Source organism: Candidatus Zixiibacteriota bacterium (genome assembly GCA_016933955.1).
GTDB lineage: Bacteria > Zixibacteria > MSB-5A5 > GN15 > PGXB01 > JAFGTT01.
In genome coordinates, this window is record JAFGTT010000026.1 from 117,529 (window position 1) to 137,499 (window position 19,971).

Genomic DNA, 19,971 nt, shown 5'->3' on the forward strand with positions numbered 1-19,971 from the left:
TTTTATCTTTTTTGATCATGCATCCAGATAGACCTGACACAGATAAAATGGGAAAAAATGGCCATCCGCTTCCACCTTTTTATGCGACGGATTCCATTCTCGATCACATTGCCGAACACGCTGTAATTCATGACCTGAATCACGAAATCATCTGGCTGAATAAAGCCGCTTATGAATCGGTCAACGCTACCCGCGATGGATTAATCGGCCGCCACTGTTATGAGATCTGGCAGGGCCGCGATGAACCCTGCATTGGCTGCCCGGTAGTCAAGGGTATTGAAACCGGTATCTCCCAAACGGCCGAAATAAAATCTCCCGATGAGCGATACTGGTTGATCCGTTCCCATCCTCTTCGCGACGATCATAATAACATCATTGGTGCCGTTGAATTGACCTATGATATCACCGCCCAGAAAAATGCGGAACTGGAACTGGCCAAAAGAGAAGAAAGCTATCGTAATATCTACAACAGCGCCCTGGTCGGATTCTGGAGATCACGAATCGATGATGGAACCCTGCTGAAACTGAACCCGGCGGCTGTCAGGGCACTCGGTTACGATAGCGAAGAAGAAGTCATTGGCAAAATCAAGGGAACCCTGTTTTACACTCCTGAGGAACGCGAACGATTTCTCCGGCAGTTGTTGGAGAAGGGCGAAATCTCCAGTTTCGAAACGCGCCTGACAATCCGGGATGGCAGTCAGGTGGATGTCTTGATGTCCGGACGGATATATCCGGAAAAGGGATATATCGAGGGGGTGATTATCAACATCACCGAGCGCAAAAAATTCGAAGAAGCTCTGAGACTTTCTGAGAAAAAATATCGGGAGCTTTATGAGAACATGCGTGAAGGATCGGCTGAAGTCGATATGGACGGTCGCATTGTGGAATGCAACACCACCTTTCGGAAAATGCTCGGTTACGGTCCGGAAGAAATCATGGCCTTAACCTATCGCGATATCACTCCGTCCAAATGGCACCCGATTGAGGAAGTCATCTTGAATGATCAGGTTCTCAGGCGCGGATATTCCGATACTTATGAAAAAGAATACATCAGAAAAAACGGAACCACTTTCCCGGTCGAACTCAGAACCTACTTAATCCGTAGCGAGAATGGTGTCCCTTCGGGAATGTGGGCCATTGTCCGGGATATCACCGAACGGCGCCGGTCGGAACTTATGATTCTTCGTTCAGAGAAAAAATATCGCGACCTGGTCGAAAATATCTCGGAAGGCATGTGCATTATTGACCATAATGAAAACTTCCTGTTTGTTAATTTGGCTGCCTGTGAAATCTTTGGTTATTCCCGCGAAGAAATAATGGGCATGAACGTTCGACAGGTAGTCATTGATGACGATATGAAAATCATAGCCGATAGTATCCGCCAGTGCCGGGAGGGTCGGATTGCCAGGATTGAAGTAACCATAAGGCACAAAAACAGCACCTTGCGCCATTTGCAGATATCCGCCACCCCCTATTATGATACCAGGGGCGTTATCATCGGGTCAATCGGTATATTCTCCGACATAACCGATCGCATCAGCGCCGAAAAAGAAAAAGCCCGATTGCATGAACAACTCGAGCGTTCGCGCCGCATGGAATCATTGGGAGTCCTGGCCGGCGGCGTGGCCCATGATCTCAACAACATCCTGGGACCGCTGGTGGCTTATCCGGAAATGATTCTAATGAAACTCCCCGAGGATTCTCCAGCCCGCAGGCAATTGACCATGATGGGTAAATGCGCCCGCGATGCCGCCGAAGTCATTCAGGATCTTCTCACCCTCGCCCGTCGCGGTCGTTATGAAATGATCCCGACCGATCTCAATGAGGTTGTAGAAGCCTACCTGTCATCGGTCAGTTTTACGGAGCTGAAAAATAACATTCCCGATGTGGAGTTGATAGAAAAACTCGATCCGGCTATTGATCGAATCATGGGTTCGGCTCCGCATCTGTTAAAAATCATCATGAATCTGGTCATAAATGCTTACGATGCCATGCCGCAGGGCGGCCGGTTGACGATTGAATCCTCGGAAGCTTACCTGGAAAAATTAGGCAGTGGTTTCGGTAATATCAGCAAAGGTGATTATATTATCCTTAAAATAAAGGATACCGGGATTGGTATCGATGAAAAGTATTTAAAACACATCTTCGAGCCCTACTATTCCAAAAAGGAGATGGGAAGCAGTGGCTCCGGCCTTGGATTATCAGTGGTTTATGGAATTCTCCAGGATCACAAAGGCTATTATGATATAAATTCCCGGATCAATCATGGAACGGAATTCATTCTCTATTTTCCCGCCTGTAAACAGAGTCTGGTCACCAAAACCGAACAATGCGGCGATTACCGGGGAAAAGAAAATATTCTGATTATTGATGATGCCGCGGAACAAAGGGAAATCGCCACCGAAATCCTAAGTAACCTCGGTTATCAGGTCGAAACCGCCTTCAATGGTCACAATGCTCTTGAAATCCTCCGGGAAAAATCCTTTGACCTTATTGTTCTTGATATGATTATGGAGAAAGGGTTTGACGGCCTCGACACCTATCGCGGAATTTTAAATATGTATCCCGGACAGAAAGCGGTTATTGTAAGCGGTTTCTCAGCCACCGACCGGGTCAATAAAACCCTGGAACTGGGCGCCGGTCAATATATCAAGAAACCTTATACTATCAATCAACTGGGTCGGGCCATCAGAGAGGAACTGAATCGGCAACCAGCCGCTATTTCTGGGTAATCTGCCGCCTTCATTAATTAATATTCCAGGCCGTTCTTGACCTTTTCTCTTTTCATTATTATCTATTCCTTTTGTCAATTTCTGCCTCGGAGGAAAAGATGGCTTCAATAGGTCCCATATATGCCCATATTTCAAAACGCACTCTTGCCGCAGGATTAGTTGCGATATTGATCCTGTTTGGCATTGAGTCGGCTCCCGGTATGAATCCGGCGGAACAAACATACCAGTCACCGCCGCAGGTAATAGCCGATATCATCGATGCGCCGCCGACTCCCCTTATATCCGTAAGCCCCGATAGCCGGTGGCTGCTATTGATGGATCGACCGGGTTTCCCGCCAATTGATGAGGTGGCACGACCGGAACTGAGACTGGCCGGGGTTCGTATTGATCCTCAGTTTAACAGCCCCGGGCGACAAACCTACTTCACCGGCCTATCGCTGAAAGAATGGTCCGACAATGAAGAAACCAAGGTCATCGGTCTACCTGAAAACCCCAGAATATCCAATATTAAATGGTCGCCGGACAGCAGGAAACTGGCTTTTACCGTTTTGGGGACAAACGGAGTGGAACTATGGCTAATCGATAATATCGATAAACCCGGGGCCAGACGCCTGGCAGATATATTACTCAATGATGCCTATGGCAAAACAATCGAATGGACTCCCGACAGCAAAGCTCTTATCTGCAAAATCCTTCTTCCCGATCGAGGCACTCCTCCTGAGAAACCGGCGATCCCTGCCGGTCCGGTTATTCAGGAGAATCTCGGACAAATCGCTCCGGCCGCGACTTATGCCGATCTCCTGACAAATCCTCACGATGAATCTCTGTTGGAATATTATCTGACCGGTCAACTGGTTCGGATAGAAATTGACAGCAATCGGGAAAATATCGGCCCCCCCGGTATCATATCTTCTTATAAAATCTCGCCCGATGGCCAGTATTTGCTGGTGGAAACAATCCAACGGCCTTTCTCCTATCTCGTACAGATTAATAACTTTCCCCATCGTATCGAAATCTGGAGAAATACCGGCGATTTCGTCCGCCTGATTACGGACCAGCCGCTGGCTGAGGAAATTCCAACCGTCACCGGAGCGGTTCGCACCGGACCGCGTCAATTCGAATGGCGGGCCGATGCCGACGCCATCCTGTGCTGGGTCGAGGCCCTTGATAAGGGTGATCCGCGCCTTGAAAGCGAGGTAAGAGACCAGATTTATACTCTCAAAGCACCTTTCAGGGGTAATCCCATTCCTCTTTTCGCTCTTAATTTCAGGTACGATAACATCCTGTGGCAAGGCGACCGTCTGGCTATAGTATCGGAGTGGTGGTGGCCAACGCGTCGCATCCGGAAATGGGCCTTTGCTCCTGATGATATGCGGGTCGAGCCGGAAATTATTCTGGACTACTCATGGGAAGACCGGTACAATCATCCCGGCTCACCGGTGGAATATATTAACGAACAGGGACAACCGCTACTCCTGCTGGATAAGGACCGAAGGGCGATTTTTCTTATCGGCGAGGGAGCCTCCTCTGAAGGTAACCGGCCTTTCCTTGACCTCTTCAATCTTGAAACCCATAAAACTGCCCGCCTGTGGCAATCCGAGGCACCTTATTATGAGGAAGTCGTTCGGATTCTGGATGTAAAAGACAATATCATCCTTACCCGGCGGGAATCGCTAAGCGAACCTCACAATTATTTTATCCGGGAACTGAACAAAAACAAACTGATCCCGATAACCCATTTCCCTCATCCCTACCCACAGATGAATGAAGTGAAAAAGGAGTTGATCCGGTACCGCAGGGCCGACAGCCTTGATCTGACCGGCACTCTCTATCTTCCCCCCGGTTATACATCTGAACAGGGTCCTCTGCCGACCTATATCTGGGCCTATCCGCGTGAATTTAAGAGCCTCGATGCCGCGGGACAGGTAACCGATTCCCCTTATCAATTCGCCCGTATTGGCTGGTGGTCACCGATTCCCTGGGTTATGCGCGGTTACGCCGTCCTCGACCGGGCCAGTATGCCGATTGTCGGTGAGGGCGATGAGGAACCCAACGATACCTTCATCGAACAACTGGTTGACAATGCCCGGGCCGCGGTCAAGGAACTGGTCCGACGCGGTGTCACCGATCCCGATCGGGTAGCCATAGGCGGGCATTCATACGGAGCCTTCATGGCCGCTAATTTGCTGGCCCATTCGGATATTTTCCGGGCCGGGATCGCCCGGACCGGAGCTTACAACCGGACCCTGACTCCATTCGGTTTTCAAAATGAGGATCGGACTCTCTGGGAAGCGCCGGATATTTATTATGAAATGTCGCCTTTCATGCACGTCGATTCCATCAATGAACCGATCCTGATAATACATGGTGAGGCGGACAACAACCCCGGAACCTTTCCGATGCAAAGTGAACGGTTTTACAACGCCCTCAAAGGTCACGGAGCGATTACCCGGTTGGTGATGTTACCGCATGAAAGCCACAGTTATCAGGCGCGGGAATCGATTATGCATGTTCTGTGGGAAACCGACCGCTGGCTGGAAACATATGTCAAAAATGCTTCACCCCGCGATACGGTTTTAATGAAACCTGAATAAACAATCCCTGGCAAAAATAAAAGGCCGTCATGGTATCGGGCGGCCTTTTTAATTGTACCATTGTCAACAATGACCTACTTCACCAGAACCATTTTCCTGGTCTGCACGAAATCTCCGGCCATGAAACGACAGAAATATATCCCACTGGCCACATGCTCTCCGTGCTCATTCATCCCGTCCCATATGATGGCGTGCTCCCCGGCCGATTGATCTCCGTTAATCAGGGTCTTTACCCTTTGGCCAAGAAGATTATATATCGTTATTTCTACCTGTGAGCGCCGGGCCAGAAAATAGAAGACTTCGGTCGAAGGATTAAAAGGATTGGGGAAATTGGGCGCCAGGAAATATTCCCCCGGCAATAATCCATCGGGTTCATCCACAGCGGTTGGATTCGGACTGGAGGCTGATAATATTATAGTATGCAGGAGTTCCCCGCTGGCCGAATCTATTACATACATTCGCTCATCGTACAACCCCGGCCGATAAGGTCGAAAGACCACCGAAGTCCGCTGATTAATGTGCTCCGTAAACCTGAGAAGAGGGCTGGAAATCACAAAGGCCGCCGGATCGCTTGTTTGCAGCGCGATGATATTCGGACCGTCCGAAAAACTCTGAACCGTGAAACCCTGTTCATCGCTTTCCCCCATATTTCGTTCCCGAAAATAAAGCGTATCGAGGAAACCGGACGGATTGATGAATTGTCCCGTAAAACTCAACTTCTGACCATCATCCAGTGAGTTGATATCACTGCCGTCGAGCATGGCCGGCCAGAGCATAAACATCACATCCAGTGAATCGGCGTTATTGAGAAGATCCATTGTTGTATAATCGATGGGCCCGTCATGTGATGCATATAAACCGTGATAATCGGAACTGAAAATGAAAATAATTTCATTGCCGCCCTGGTTAATCAGGGAATCAGGGTCCCAGATCATGTCGTACACATTCGAAAAAGGATCCTCGACAAAGGCGGCGTTGAGCTGACGGCTGTTGTCGATATCCCAGACGGTGAATGGAACGGTCCAGTAGCCGCGGCAGGGATAAGGACTCGCGGGATAACCGGTTCTCTCATAACGGTAGGCCTGCTGGCAGTTGCTCCAGGAAAAACGGATTTCAACCGAACTGAACGATTTTGGATTTGCGGTCGGATTGATACTACTTCCGAAAAACTCCGAGCCATAATCGGCTCCCCCGTAAAAATAGTCCCCGCCCCAATCATATCCGGTTAACCAGCGCTCTTTGAGAGGTGAAAATCGAACCGCCTCCAGTCCGTAATCGAGTATCACCAACCTGACCGAATCGGCCGGAATATAGGTTACCGTATCTATCACTGAATCAATAGCAATGGTGGAATCGAGTAAATGTCTTAATACTGATAGCGAAAACAGACGGTCGCGTTCGGCATAAACACCGATTTTAATCGCCACCTGCTGACTGTCGCCGGGATTGAATGTCAACGGTCCGAAACCGACCAGAATTCTCTTATCCGCGGAAAATTTATCGGTCCAGCCCTGGTTTCGGAGAGGATTACCGGGCGCCATAAATACCGTTGTGTCTCCAGTTTCCGGGTTAATTAATGGGGTATCATTATAACCATCCCGCCCCCGTGCATAAAGAAACAGCTCCTGCGGTTCATCCGGTTCGGTTCCATTGATATATCCGGTGAACGAAGTCATCCCGATATTTTTGTAATCCGGTAATGGATTGCCGTCGAATACGGCCGTATCACCGGGCGAGGAAACCACCGGGCCGGAAACCACTTTCCCTCCCCAGGCCGGAGGAATATCACCATAGTACAGATCATAATCGGCACCGTTGTAGCAGTAAAACATATTATGCCCCGTATCGCATCCGATCCGGTCATCGTTGGCCCCCCCCAGATCGGGATCTCCCCAGAAAACAATATAGAAACTGTCGATCGGATGATCGCCCCGGTTATCCAGCCGATATTTTAAATAAAGGATATTTTCTTCATCCGGATTATCCGACCCCCAGACCGTCTGGCGGATTTCTATCCCGAGCGGCAGGGTTCCGCCGCCGTAATAATTATCATGGCCGGCCGGATCGGCGTCATTATAAACCGCCCAGAGAGTCTGGTCGCCGAGAAGCAACGATTTGCCATCGGCATCCACCGGCGCTCCCTGATCAGCTGGCCAATGGTCATAATCGTAATCGCCCGGACTGGATTCGGAATCGATTTGGTACACCCGGAATGACTCCTCATCCGGTATAAACGTCCCGCCGCTCATCGGTCCCGGAACGAATTCAGGATACTCATAGGCCGCTACCGCGGTTCTTATTTCGCCATTAACCTTACCGCACAGAATTAACCCGGCCGCATACATCACGACTTTATTCAGACTCCCGTCGGTGATTTGCGAGGTGTCCCCAGAAAACGGGTAGTAGAAACCCTCATAGCGACCAAATAACTGATCTCGATCCATGGCTATCGACCCGGTGTTACCCACGAACATGAGAAGTTGATTGGCATCGAAAAACACCGCCTTATCCGTCAAAGCCGGTTTCATCGTGCGGTATTCCCCTCGCATATTCACCGGCGGTGCCGCAACCAGACTCACGGCAATACAGCAAATCATTATTGTCAGAATAATAAAACGCATTTTCGATTCCTATTTGAGCAACAGCATCTTCCGCGCTTCGGTTTTATCACCCGAAGTCAGGCTGTAAAAATAAAATCCCGAAGACACTTCTTTGCCGCTGTCATCTCTGCCGTCCCACATAAGCCGGTACTCTCCCTGAGGATAAATTCGATCGGTCAGGATTTTAACCTCGCGCCCGAGAATGTTGTACACGACCACTTTCACCCTGTCTGCCGTCGGAACGGTAAAATCGATATTCGTGAAAGGATTGAACGGGTTGGGAAAATTCTGTGACAACTTGAAATCATCCGGTATCGGTTCCTCAAAATCATCGAATCCGGTGGGAGGGCAATCCATATTCTCCCGGATATTATTCAATTTCCGGTTGTATCTCCATAACGGGGCCGGGACCAGGCAACTATCGAAACTCATCCCCTCAAATCCGACCCGGATTACGGTACTATCCGAAGCCGGCATGATTAAATCAATATACCCGTCCCGATCTAAATCTCCAAGCGAGGGCGTGAATCGGAAACTGCTGGTATAGTCGTAGGGTACCAGAGGAACTGTCACAAAAGGAAAGCCGGGCAACAGGTCTCCCGAGGTATTCCAGGCATAAATCCGTTGGGCCTTGAAAGTGTAAAAAAGATCGTCGTTGGCGCAAACGACTATATCAATTTGACCATCGCCATTTATATCCGTCAGAATAGGCATGTTGAGTACACCCGGGCGCGGGATAGTCGCGAACAAACCATCCGGATTCCCCGGTATGAAAGAACTTCCATCGATTCTCCAGACATGAACATAACTGACACTTATATCAAAACAGGTGCTGACGTATTCAGAAACACCGTCACCGTCCAGATCGCCAAAAATCGGCATGGTCGGTACCAGGTAATCATGGATTCCCAGATCATGCGGCCAGCCGGCCTTCAGATAGAGACCGTCATCGAAAGCGTACAGGCAGTACCCCTGCCCGGTATGAAGACCATAGGCAATCAGCTCCGGCCGGTAATCACTGTCGATATTGACCGCCGCCAGACCGACGCACTGGAATGGCGATCCGTTGAAATCATAAGTGAAGGTATTAATGACATGACCGTTTTTATCGAATTGCCTGAGAGTGCTGTCGTTTTCGAAGTAGGCATAATATTCGTAGAAACCATCGTCGTTTAAATCAGCCGGCAGGTACTCCGAGGCCGACATAAATGTTTTCGCCAGAGTCCCATCGCTCTCGAAAATTCGCGAAACGGAAAAAACACCATCAACTGCTGTTAATTGTATTTCATCAAAACCATCATAATCGTTGTCGCATAGAAATAAACGGGGGAATTCATGTTCCGAGTTGGAGAATCCATTGATCTGGATCGAATCCTCAAGCAGTTGCTCAAATACCGGCGCCTGTGATAGGAATCCGTACAGAGTCGCCGGATTGCTCCCAAGCGCCACGAAATCATCGATCCCATCGCCATCAAGATTCCCCACTGCAATCGGGACCTGGAAATTATTCTGTATAAGAGAGGCTATATGATTCTCAACCGGTGTTCCATCGGGTTTAAATATTTTTATCCCGTTCGAGGTCCCCACGATTATTTCGGAAAGGCCATCACCGTCGATATCACCATAATTGGCCATGATCGAGGCGGCCCCGTTCAAACCGCTTTTCCAGGCATCGTCCCCGCTGAAATTTGAGCGGACATGCACCCTGACTTCATCGGCGATTTCGAATTTACTCTTTGAATAGATTGACACCCGTAAGTGATAATCGCCACCGGGCAACCCCTCCACCATCCAGTCACCGATCGGGTCATCACATGCCGGTATTGATGACCGGTTGATCTCAATCCAGCCATCGACATCATCCTCCGGGCGATATTCCAACAAGAGATAGGCAAAATCGGAGCTGTAGGCCTCGGCCGTAATGTCCAGGATATTGGAGACCGTATCCTCTTCGGCCGGAAAGATAATTTTGGCTACCGCTTCATTGGCCACAAATACCGTGCGACTGACTATGTTATCCTGTCCAACTTGCAAACGAATGGTGTGATTACCCTTGAGTCCGGCAGTATTCCATACCCCAAGCGAACCATCGGTCACCGGCGATAAGGACGTTGTAACAACTTCCCATGATTCGGGATTGTACCCTGTTCCATATTCAATGATATATTCACTAAAATCATCGCCGTCGGCATATCCGGTAATTTCAGCATCTCCGGCTACAATCTGATATGGCCGGGGATTACTTATGTGCGCCCGAATATTCGGCGCCGCCGCCAGAGCATCCGCGAGATCAACACAGCCATACCCGCTGAATTTATCCCAGCCCGGTTCATCGGCACCGTTTCCGTATGGATCAATATAATCCCTGGCGGTGTTTTCAAGAATTTTTGTTGTTTTCTGCGGAGTCAGGCCCGCCGATTTTGATCTCAGGTCAGCCGCCACCCCGGCCGCCATAGGGCAAGCCATACTGGTCCCCGACGCCAAGTAGTACTGCCCGGCAATAATATGCACCCCGGGATCGCTATCGTCGTACATATCGGTCGAATCGGCCCGAAGCGACAGAATCGACAAGCCGGGGGCACAGATATCAAGATGATTACCGAAAGTCGAAAAATCAGTAACGCGATCGGAATCATCAATCGCCCCGACCGCTATTACCGATTCAAAGGCGGCCGGAAAATTGGCCTCCTCAATCCCGGAATTACCCGAAGCCGCCAGATTAATCACACCCCTTGACCGGGCATAACCAAGAGCTTCCTCAATTAAATAACTGCGATAGGGAAACCCGAAACTCATGCTGATAACATCCGCGCCGTTATCCACCGCATATACTATGGCCCGGGCTATTTTCGAAGTAAGCGGAACCGGGAGAATTTTTAATGCCATTATCCGGCTGTCGGTAGCCACCCCGGCCACTCCGAGACCATTGCCGGATTGGGCTGCGATAATTCCGGCGCAATGGGTACCATGGCCGTTTTCATCGGTAGGATCATTATCCTCCAGATCAATCTCCAGCGGTTCATCACTGGCCGAAAAATCCCAGCCGAAAAGATCATCGACATAACCATTATTATCATCATCAATATCGTTTCCGGGAATTTCGCGTGGATTATTCCAGATTCTGCCCTCCAGGTCGGGATGATCAATATCTACCCCCGTATCTATTATGGCAACCACCGCTGTTATGGTACCGTCAGGAGGATTATCTAATACCGCCCGGGCGTTGATATCCGCCCCGGGCAAACCGTAGGAAATTATCAATTTATCATCCCCGTATCCCGGGCGGCAGTCAATATGGTAATGCCCCTGTCCATTGTTTTCCAGACCCCACTGATGAGATATAAAAGGATCATCGCTATCGAGATAAAATTCCGCTTCATAATCCGGCTCGATATACTCAACCCCATCCAGACCGGTATAATCATTAACCATGGTACTTATATCAACCCCGGATGCGACCGGAATTAAATATACATTGTGGAATTCGGTTTTATATTGTCGATTTCGGCTTCCAAAAACCGGTATCATCGATTTTATATCATACCGGTTGTTAAGCCGATCCAGATCGGCCTGTCCGGTCAGGATTACCCCCTGTTTGCCTACCCTCGGTTTAAACTCCGGATTCGGTTTCAGTTTAACAATCAATCGCTGTGGCTTGGTCACATTGGCAGAATGATTATTGATGTAACCGCCCGCCTCTACCTGAAAAAATAACAACAGGGATGCCAGATAAATGGGAAGTCGTTTAATATTCATGGCCATCATTAGACAAATGTGGTTTATCCCGGTTCTCCGTGTTGGTGAGGATACAGAGGGTTGTTCTTTCGGAGGCATGGCGTCTCCACTGCTGTAATATATTCTTCGTTCAAATATAAGCATAAACCCAATATTAACAAGTCCTCATTCATCCGGGCCAACCGGTCGGAATGACCTATTAAAGAACTTGATAATTCCGGCAACATGTGTTAATTTCCCCTCTTTAACCGGGTCTCTGAACCTGATATTATATTGACGTAACAGAATTTTAGATGTTCAACATATTTTTTCCGGAGCCTGTATGAAAACCATTGTTTTTTTGTTTACCTTTGCCTGGCTGGCCGCTGCCACACCGGCGCAGGATATGTCTGCCGGCAATCTCCCACCCGGTGACAGCCCGACACCGACGGTTTTCGACCGGGTCAATAATGCCGGCGACACCGCTGACTTCGAGGAAGCTGACTATATCATTGTCTACGATGAAATGACCAACCGTATTAACGATAAAGGTGTCACTTTCTCCGATAATTATATAATTTACAAAGTCATCACCGAAACCGGCGGTGCCGAGAAATCGGTCCTTAACTGGCATTATGAACCGCTCAGCAGTTATGTTGAGGTGCGCGAGGTCAATATCATCCGCGGCGATTCCGCCATCCCGGTCTCGATTGAAAACGTGATCGACCTGCCCGCTCCCCAGCATGCCATTTACTGGAGTGATCGGATTAAGATGCTTCAGTTGCCCCGCCTGCAAATCAACGATGGTATCGAAGTAAAAATCTTTCGTAAAGGGTACTCTTATGCCCTGCTGGATAATAATACTTCCCCGGAACCCGATGATAACAAATATGTTCCGCCCATGCCGGGCGAATACTTCGATATTGTGACATTTGAGGCCACCGTTCCCATTGTGGAAAAAAAATATACCCTCAAAATCCCATCGTCGAAACGGCTGCACTCTCAGGTTTACAACGGCCCATTGTACAGCCATACCGGATATATCGGGGATACCACCGTTTATTCTTGGTGGAATACAGATGTCCCCGCCTGGAAACCACAACCACGCCGTCCCGATGATACTGATATTTTAACCAAAGTCGTGGTGGCCACGGTCGAAAGCTGGGAGGCCAAAAGCCGCTGGTTTTTTGACATTAACGAAAAACAATTCGAATATACTGACGCTATCAAGGCCAAGGTCGATGAAATCCTGCGGAAAGCCGGGGTAGCCAATGGAACCGATGAGCAGAAGGCCTTTGAACTGGTTCACTGGGTGGCCCAGAACATTCGCTACAGCGGCCAGACCATGGGTCCGGGTGAGGGTTATACCCTTCATTCCGGGGCGATGATTTTCGAGCAGCGTAGCGGAGTCTGCAAGGATATCGCCGGAATGTTGATTACCATGATGCGGGCCGCCGGACTCGATTCCTATGGCGCCATGACCATGGCCGGCAGCCGGATCGAGGATATCCCGGCCGATCAGTTCAATCACTGCGTGGTGGCTCTCCGCAAAAGCGACGGTAGTTTTGTCATGTATGACCCGACCTGGGTACCATTCGATAACGATATATGGAGCAAATTCGAAACCGAACAGCATTTCCTGATCGGTACCCCGCGGGGTGAATCATTGAGCCGAATTCCCTACAGCCCGCCCGAGGAATCGCCGTTACATATAACCAGCCTCGGCACCATCCTGCCCGATGGAACCTATGAAGGGACATTCGAAATTACCGGCAACGGAGCCATGGATAATTATCTCAGGGGGCTTCAGGCCTGGTATCCTCTGGCCGATCTGGAGCATAACCTGGCCGATAAACTGGCTCATATCGATGAAAAGGCCGAGCTTCTTGACTTCCAGCGCGGAGATGTTCTCGATTTTAAAAAACCAATGTGGTGGAAAATCAAATATTGTATCCCAGAATATGCCTTTATTGTGGACAGCGTTTATGAATTTAAAAGTCCTATGATGCAACTGGTTCGGAAAAGCTGGTTCTTTTTCAAGGCCGGCTCGATCGATTGGCCCGAAGAGCGGCGTGACGATGTTTTCCTCTACAACAATCAACTTCTCGATGGTACCGAGACCATTAAATTGCCATCTGGTTATAAAGTAAATGATCCGCCAAAAAGTGATTCACTGGATGAAACCTATGCCTTTTTCATGGCCACAAGTGACATGGCCAAAAAGGGACTGGTTATCAACCAGAAAGCCGAGGTTCGAAGACGGCAGATTCCGCCCGATGGTTATGCTGGTTTCCGAAAGGTAATTATGGGAGCGAATGACTTCTACGACACTGTTTTCCGGGCCGAGAAAGGGGGTGCCCGATGAGAATCCTTCACCTGCTTTCTGTTATTACAATTTTGCTGCTGGTTACCCTCCTAACCGCAGAATCTTCAAGAGCCCAGATGTCGATCTCCGGACAACAGGATATCGGTCAGTTAATGAAAATCGCCCGCGAGCAGTACAACCTTGCCGATGAAGATGCTGTTATTCTTTTTGATGGTCAAAGACAGGCTTGGTCCGAGGACGGCCGTCTGACAACTTATGTTCATCGTATTATCTGGATTGCCACCGACGTGGCCATCAACAAGTACGGGGATCATCGGATTCCTTATGATGATGCCAATTGTACCTACCATGTTGTCACGGTCCGTACCTGGCATGACAGCACCTGGTGGATAACGGGAGAAACCGGAATCGTGGAAACGCTTCCCGAGGAGGTCGAAACAGCTTACGATTATACCAACCTGCGGGAGATGATGCTTCTGCATAATGGGATCGAGGTGCCCTGTATTATTGAAGTGGCTTATTACATCGAAGATAAACGGCCTTTCCGAAGCGGAGCCGATGGGGTATGGTTGTTTGAGCGAGAGGATCCCTGTGTCATGTCATGGTTCGGCCTGAGCCTTAAAGAGGGAGCTATCCCTCAGGTTAAGGCTCCGGTTGATGCCGTTTATGAGAATAAAACCGATCCTAACACCGGTCTGACCGATCACTGGTGGAAAATGGGACCGCTGCCGGCCAGAAAACGCCCGGCCGCGGTCGATCCGGCTGCTTACACGCCGCATCTTTCCTGGTCGACCTGGACCTCATGGACTGCCCTCGGTAACTATTTCAAAGGCGCTTTCGAACCTGCCGCCGTTCTTGACAGTACTCTCCAGGCGCAGGTCGATTCCGCCATTGAGAATGCCCGGACCGAAAACGAAAAGGCATCGCTTCTGGCTGAATTCGTCAATCAGCGTACCAGATATATCGACTACCCGGAATCCTTCTGGCAGTTTTCACCGCGTCCCGCCGTGGTGACATACAATACCGGATACGGTCATCGCCTTGATCGGGCCATTCTGGCCGCGGCCCTGATGCAACGCGCGGGTCTGAAAATCCGGCCCATTTTCCTCAGCACCGGTTTCGGCAATATTGACGAAAATGTTCCCACCCTGGCCCGTTTCGCCGGACTCGGATTGTGGATTTCGGGAGACGATCTCGAAGTGTATTTCGATCCTTCCGATGGCGCTCTTTATCGAGGGTTGGGGCGGCTTTACAGCCGGACCGCCTGGTCACCCGGTTTCGATGAGATACCGACTATCCGGCTGAATGGTGACACCGAAGCCAACCAGATTTTCATCAGAATCGATCTGGATATGGACGCCGGGCTGGATACCGTGACCGGAAGCGGTTTCCTTTCCGGAGATAACGGCCTGAATCCTTATGGACAGATGAGTGGTCTGCATGATGAAACCGGGGCATTTCTCGGTGAATTGATTTCGAGTATTCTCGACAAAGCCAATCTGATCAATCATAATCAGGAACGCTTTGATTTGTTTAATGTAACAACCGGATTCGAATTCGCCCTGCCGAAAATCGAACCGGATGATAATCAGCGAATCCCGCTGGTCATTAATGATCCGTCATTCGGGATCGCAAATATGCTTCCGGATGATATCGCGCTGTATGATCAGAATCGTCAATCACCGGTACGGTTTCAATGTCTGCTGCATCAAAAAGTTGAAATACATCTCAATCTGAATGGTTACAAGCCGGTTTATTTACCCGAATCCAGAACGGTAACCAATGAAGCCGGACAATTGACCATATCGGTCACTCAGAAAGATGACAGAATCGTATATATACGTGAACTCAGTTTCACCAGTGCTGTCTTCGATTCCGACCTGTGGCCGGCGCTGAGGGAATTGTTGCTGGCCAATAACCATAAGCGTAACCGGGTAATATATCTGGCGGCAGATGAAGATTAGAAAATCGGGCGGAGTTTAATTCATAATATCCGCCCGATCCATGTAAGGCAATGTTCAGCAATAACATGGGCTGACGCCATGGGACAACTTGATCCCTCTTGCATAAAAAAGAATATATTTAAAAACTATATATTTCTATTGACATAATTCCAAGTTTAGTATAATATCATCAGGCCAAAAGAGAAAATGGGCCAGAATTAATATTTTTGGAACAACTGCTGAAAGGGATTGTCAAATTCTCGCAATTGATGGACGATAGAATTATTTGCCGGTATTTTTTAGGTTTGTATAATAATAATTAAGGATAAACAAGCTATGTGTGGGTTTGCCGAACTCGCGCATTTTTTTTTGAACAATCAAGAAAATTCGGCAGAAAGGAAAAAATAATATGTTCCAGCGCGTGTCAATCTTAATGGCGGCGCTCGCGTTACTACTGGTTACCGGTTGCAGTAAAGCCCCGGAAACCGAAATGAAAGACTCCGAAGCCTCACTTGAATCGGCCAGGATGGCTGAGGCCGAGCAGTATGCTCCTCAGTCTTATCAGATGGCCATGGATACTCTGAACGCCGCAATGGCCGCCAAGCAGGAGCAGGATAGCAAATTCTCACTTTTCCGCGGCTATGGGAAATCCAAAGAAATGTTCCTGTCGGCTCAAAGACTGGCCGAGAAGGCTGTCTCCGATGCTGAGAGGGAAAAAGAAAATACCCGTCAACTGGTCGTCAATTTGATGGCTCAGACCCAAGCGGTGGTTGACGCCGCCGCCCAGGCTCTGGAGAAAGCTCCGGCCGGTAAGGGCACCAAGGCCGATATTATGTTGATCAAGAATGACCTGGCCGCCGCCACAACCGGTATGCAGGAAGCTAAAACCGATTTTGATGCCGGGAAATTCCTGGCCGCCAAAGCCAAACTCGAAGCGGTCGGTGATAAGGCCCGGGGTGTTATGAATCAGATCGAGGCGGCCCTGGCCAAAAAGAAAGGCTAACGGGATATTCCATTTCTGCCGGTGGAGGAATCCGGTGATTTTAAATATGGACCGCCCGATCAGCGGTCCATATTTAATTGTATGCATAGGGGAATGATTATTCGCATGAACACCCGGAAGGTGAGAAATCATATTTTGCTCTTGTACCAATTGCTAATGATCCTTCCATTGGTCGGGATTCTTGCGGCCGGATGTCAGGATGCTCCTCAGTCCTCTTTCGAAAAGGCCCGCTTTGAGGTTCAGCAGGCGGCCGAGGCCGGGGCTCTTAAATATGCCGAAACCGATTTTCGCCGAGCCCAGAACATGCTTCGCGAGGGGCAGATGGAAATGGCCCGCCAGAACGGGCGGCTGGCCCCGCTGCGCAATTACCACCAGGCCGACTCCCTGTTCAGCCTGACCGTCAAAATTGCCGGCGAGGCGGCGGAAAAAGCTCGAAAACGAATTGAGGCCATGAAGGCCGAAGCCGGGAATGAAATCGAGCAGCTGAAAAAACAACTGACTTCGTGGCGGGAGGCGCTCGATGGTTCGCTGGTGATGTATGATGCCGAAAGCCACTGGAGTAAAGCCGAAATGGCTCTCAAAATAAGCGAGAAACTGTATCGCGACAGACAGTACCGCGAAACGGTTAAAGCTGTCGCCGATGGTTATCAATCCCTTTCGCAGATCAGCCGTATTCTGGATGATTATGCCAACGATGCCGCCGGCAAAACCGCGGTCTGGAACCGCTGGGTGCGCGAAACCGTTGACGAATCCAGAAAAAACGGCAGCCCGGCTATCATTGTCGATAAAAGCGCTCATAAGTTGTACCTCCTTAAAAACGGCAAACTGACCCGCACTTTCGACTGCGAGTTGGGCTATAATTCGGCCCGTCAGAAATATCTGGCCGGAGACGGGGCCACGCCCGAGGGGAAATACCGTATTATCCAGGCCAAACACAACGGTAGTAAGTACTATAAGGCGCTCCTTCTCGACTATCCCAACCAGAACGACAAAAAACGGTTCGCCGAAAACAAAAAGAAAAATGTGATTGCCGACCATGCTCGGATCGGGGGATTGATCGAAATCCACGGCGACGGCGGTCAGAATCAGGACTGGACCGACGGCTGTGTCGCCCTGACCAATGGCGAGATGGATTTCCTGATGGCCCAGGCTTCGGTGGGGACCCCGGTGACAATTGTCCGTCGCTCGGAGCAATGGCCATGAAGTACAAATACCTGTTCATCCATGTTCCGGTCCTCCTGATCGCCGCGGCGGTTCTGAGTCTGGCGGCCCGGCCGGCGGTTAAAACGGACCGGGATACCATCACCGCCGCCGACAGTGTCAGGACTATCCGTGATCTGTCCGATGACCCGGCGACGGCCAAAAAGGAACTCAGGCAGGCCCGCGCCGCGCTGGCCCGGCTGACACCCAAAGCTCCATATATCGTCATTGATACCCACGCCAACCGGATTCAACTGCGGACGGTCGATACGGTCCTGTTCGATGCTTCGTGTTCGACCGGGAGCGGCGGCGAATTGGTCGATTCGGTTTCGGGACGGCACTGGACCTTCGACACGCCGCGCGGTGTTTTCAAGGTCAACAGTAAACTGGAGGATCCGTGGTGGCGTAAACCGGACTGGGCTTTTATCGAGGATAATGAACAGATACCGACCGATGAAGACGAGCGGCTGGACCCGCGGATGATGGGTGAGTATGCGATCGGGTTCGGGGACGGGTATTTTATCCACGGCACCATCTATGAACGCCTCCTGGGAATCAATGTCACCCATGGTTGTGTCCGGGTCGGTTCCGATGATCTGAAAAAACTCTATTACCGGGTTGGTTATGGGACACATATCTACATTTTTTAAACCGGTCACACTGATTCTGGCAACCGGTGGATTGGTGATGGCGATGTCCGGATGCACCCATGACCGGCAGTCCGAAACCGATTCCGCCGATAACGGCGACTGGAACCGGGCCGAGGCCAATCTGGAGTATCGCTATCTCCAATCCGAGCGGCGGCTGGCCGAAACCGATCAACTTTACATGGTGCTGGACATGCGCCACAAGAAACTCCTGCTCAAACTCCAGGGGGCGGTGGTCTGGGATTACCCGATGGTTTTCCTTGAAGAGGATTCCTCGGCGGTGCAGGCCTTTATCGACCGTTTTCTGGGTGACAACTCCCGGATGATGCGGGCGATTTACGACCGGCATCTGTATGAAGCCGCCGAACAAACCCCGGACTCCATCCTGGAGCTGGTCAGCGAGGCGGTCGGGGTTAAACCGGAACTGCTTCAACGCGACCTCCCGAAACGATTCCAGATTGACTGGCGCAACAATATCACTCTCGAGGTGCATACCGATATCGAGGGGGCGCCGGTGTCCCGGATTCGAAATGCCCTGGCCGAGATGCGCCGAATTCTCCAGATGCCGTTCGGGGAAGCGGTGATTATTATCAAGATCGAGCCGGAGAAAGCGATCACGTTGTACCGTGCGGCCGCCCCCGGTTTACCGGCTCTAATTTATCCTTAACATTGTCCCCCTCCTTTCATTATAAGTCATATCCTCTCTTTTATTTGCACCAAAATGGGTTCGTTCCATCCGTTTGTTTTTTTTCCAAACGGCGAGCCGCTACGATTTGGCAAAATAGAAACCCCAGGTCTAAAAACCTGGGCCACCCGGTAGTTTTTTGAAAATGGGTTCGTTTCATCCGGCGGATTATTTTTTTATACGGTGTAATAATTGAGGATGCCATAAAATGGGTTCGTTTTATCAGTAAAAATGTTTTTGGCGGCAATTGCTTTGGGTAAATTGGTTTTCATATAAATCGGGACGGGGGATGGAATAAGGGCGAAACGGTGGAGAAAGTGGGGGGGTGAAAATCACAAATTCAGAAACCCGCCTGAAAGGCGGGGCACCATGCCCGTGATATAAAATAATATGTCGAAACCACAGGGGATTTCGATCTACAAGACTGCCGTCCACAATATCGTCCAAAGTCCCCTCTCGAGAGGGGATTCAGGGGTGTGTGAAGCAGATTGGATAACACACCCCGTCTCCGCCTGCGGCATAAATGC

General features: G+C 49.9%; 10 protein-coding genes. 8 read left to right on the top strand and 2 right to left on the bottom strand.

What is annotated here, in order from left to right:
- Positions 1-47: 47 nt before the first annotated feature.
- Together JXQ28_08970 and JXQ28_08975 are read left to right on the top strand one after the other, a co-directional pair.
- Positions 48-2,732 carry a PAS domain S-box protein gene (locus JXQ28_08970; GenBank protein ID MBN2277863.1) on the top strand — a complete coding sequence of 895 codons (2,685 nt, stop codon included), beginning with the start codon at positions 48-50 and terminating at the stop codon, positions 2,730-2,732.
- A gap of 98 nt (positions 2,733-2,830) precedes the next feature.
- Positions 2,831-5,326, top strand: a complete 2,496-nt coding sequence (locus JXQ28_08975; GenBank protein MBN2277864.1) for a S9 family peptidase — start codon at positions 2,831-2,833, stop codon at positions 5,324-5,326.
- Positions 5,327-5,400: 74 nt separating this feature from the next.
- On the opposite strand, the gene JXQ28_08980 is transcribed toward JXQ28_08975, so the two are convergent.
- Together JXQ28_08980 and JXQ28_08985 are read right to left on the bottom strand one after the other, a co-directional pair.
- The gene (locus JXQ28_08980; protein ID MBN2277865.1) at positions 5,401-7,947 is read right to left on the bottom strand and encodes a T9SS type A sorting domain-containing protein; all 2,547 of its coding nucleotides are present in this window, start codon (positions 7,945-7,947) and stop codon (positions 5,401-5,403) included.
- 9 nt (positions 7,948-7,956) lie between these two features.
- On the bottom strand, positions 7,957-11,682 hold the full coding sequence (locus tag JXQ28_08985) for a S8 family serine peptidase (protein ID MBN2277866.1): 3,726 nt from the start codon (positions 11,680-11,682) through the stop codon (positions 7,957-7,959).
- A 301-nt stretch (positions 11,683-11,983) separates the two neighbouring features.
- Between JXQ28_08985 and JXQ28_08990 the strand changes: the two genes are divergently transcribed.
- From JXQ28_08990 to JXQ28_09015, 6 genes are all read left to right on the top strand, one after another.
- Positions 11,984-14,005, top strand: a complete 2,022-nt coding sequence (locus JXQ28_08990; GenBank protein ID MBN2277867.1) for a DUF3857 domain-containing transglutaminase family protein — start codon at positions 11,984-11,986, stop codon at positions 14,003-14,005.
- On the top strand, positions 14,002-15,930 hold the full coding sequence (locus JXQ28_08995; GenBank protein ID MBN2277868.1) for a DUF3857 domain-containing protein: 1,929 nt from the start codon (positions 14,002-14,004) through the stop codon (positions 15,928-15,930). The genes JXQ28_08990 and JXQ28_08995 overlap by 4 nt, the downstream gene beginning before the upstream one ends.
- A 388-nt stretch (positions 15,931-16,318) precedes the next feature.
- Positions 16,319-16,912, top strand: coding sequence for a DUF4398 domain-containing protein (locus JXQ28_09000; GenBank protein ID MBN2277869.1), 594 nt, complete (start codon positions 16,319-16,321; stop codon positions 16,910-16,912).
- 93 nt (positions 16,913-17,005) lie between these two features.
- The gene (locus JXQ28_09005; protein ID MBN2277870.1) at positions 17,006-18,115 is read left to right on the top strand and encodes a L,D-transpeptidase family protein; all 1,110 of its coding nucleotides are present in this window, start codon (positions 17,006-17,008) and stop codon (positions 18,113-18,115) included.
- Positions 18,112-18,762 carry a L,D-transpeptidase gene (locus JXQ28_09010; protein MBN2277871.1) on the top strand — a complete coding sequence of 217 codons (651 nt, stop codon included), beginning with the start codon at positions 18,112-18,114 and terminating at the stop codon, positions 18,760-18,762. Before JXQ28_09005 ends, JXQ28_09010 begins: the two co-directional genes overlap by 4 nt.
- Positions 18,737-19,426, top strand: coding sequence for a hypothetical protein (locus JXQ28_09015; protein ID MBN2277872.1), 690 nt, complete (start codon positions 18,737-18,739; stop codon positions 19,424-19,426). The genes JXQ28_09010 and JXQ28_09015 overlap by 26 nt, the downstream gene beginning before the upstream one ends.
- Positions 19,427-19,971: the final 545 nt, after the last annotated feature.

What these genes read in the sequence shown, in the direction of transcription:
- JXQ28_08970 (MBN2277863.1), top strand. Translation starts at nt 48, where the DNA reads ATGGGAAAAAATGGCCATCCGCTTCCACCTTTTTATGCGACGGATTCC.
- JXQ28_08975 (MBN2277864.1), top strand. Translation starts at nt 2,831, where the DNA reads ATGGCTTCAATAGGTCCCATATATGCCCATATTTCAAAACGCACTCTT.
- JXQ28_08980 (MBN2277865.1), bottom strand. Translation starts at nt 7,947, where the DNA reads ATGCGTTTTATTATTCTGACAATAATGATTTGCTGTATTGCCGTGAGT.
- JXQ28_08985 (MBN2277866.1), bottom strand. Translation starts at nt 11,682, where the DNA reads ATGAATATTAAACGACTTCCCATTTATCTGGCATCCCTGTTGTTATTT.
- JXQ28_08990 (MBN2277867.1), top strand. Translation starts at nt 11,984, where the DNA reads ATGAAAACCATTGTTTTTTTGTTTACCTTTGCCTGGCTGGCCGCTGCC.
- JXQ28_08995 (MBN2277868.1), top strand. Translation starts at nt 14,002, where the DNA reads ATGAGAATCCTTCACCTGCTTTCTGTTATTACAATTTTGCTGCTGGTT.
- JXQ28_09000 (MBN2277869.1), top strand. Translation starts at nt 16,319, where the DNA reads ATGTTCCAGCGCGTGTCAATCTTAATGGCGGCGCTCGCGTTACTACTG.
- JXQ28_09005 (MBN2277870.1), top strand. Translation starts at nt 17,006, where the DNA reads ATGATTATTCGCATGAACACCCGGAAGGTGAGAAATCATATTTTGCTC.
- JXQ28_09010 (MBN2277871.1), top strand. Translation starts at nt 18,112, where the DNA reads ATGAAGTACAAATACCTGTTCATCCATGTTCCGGTCCTCCTGATCGCC.
- JXQ28_09015 (MBN2277872.1), top strand. Translation starts at nt 18,737, where the DNA reads ATGGGACACATATCTACATTTTTTAAACCGGTCACACTGATTCTGGCA.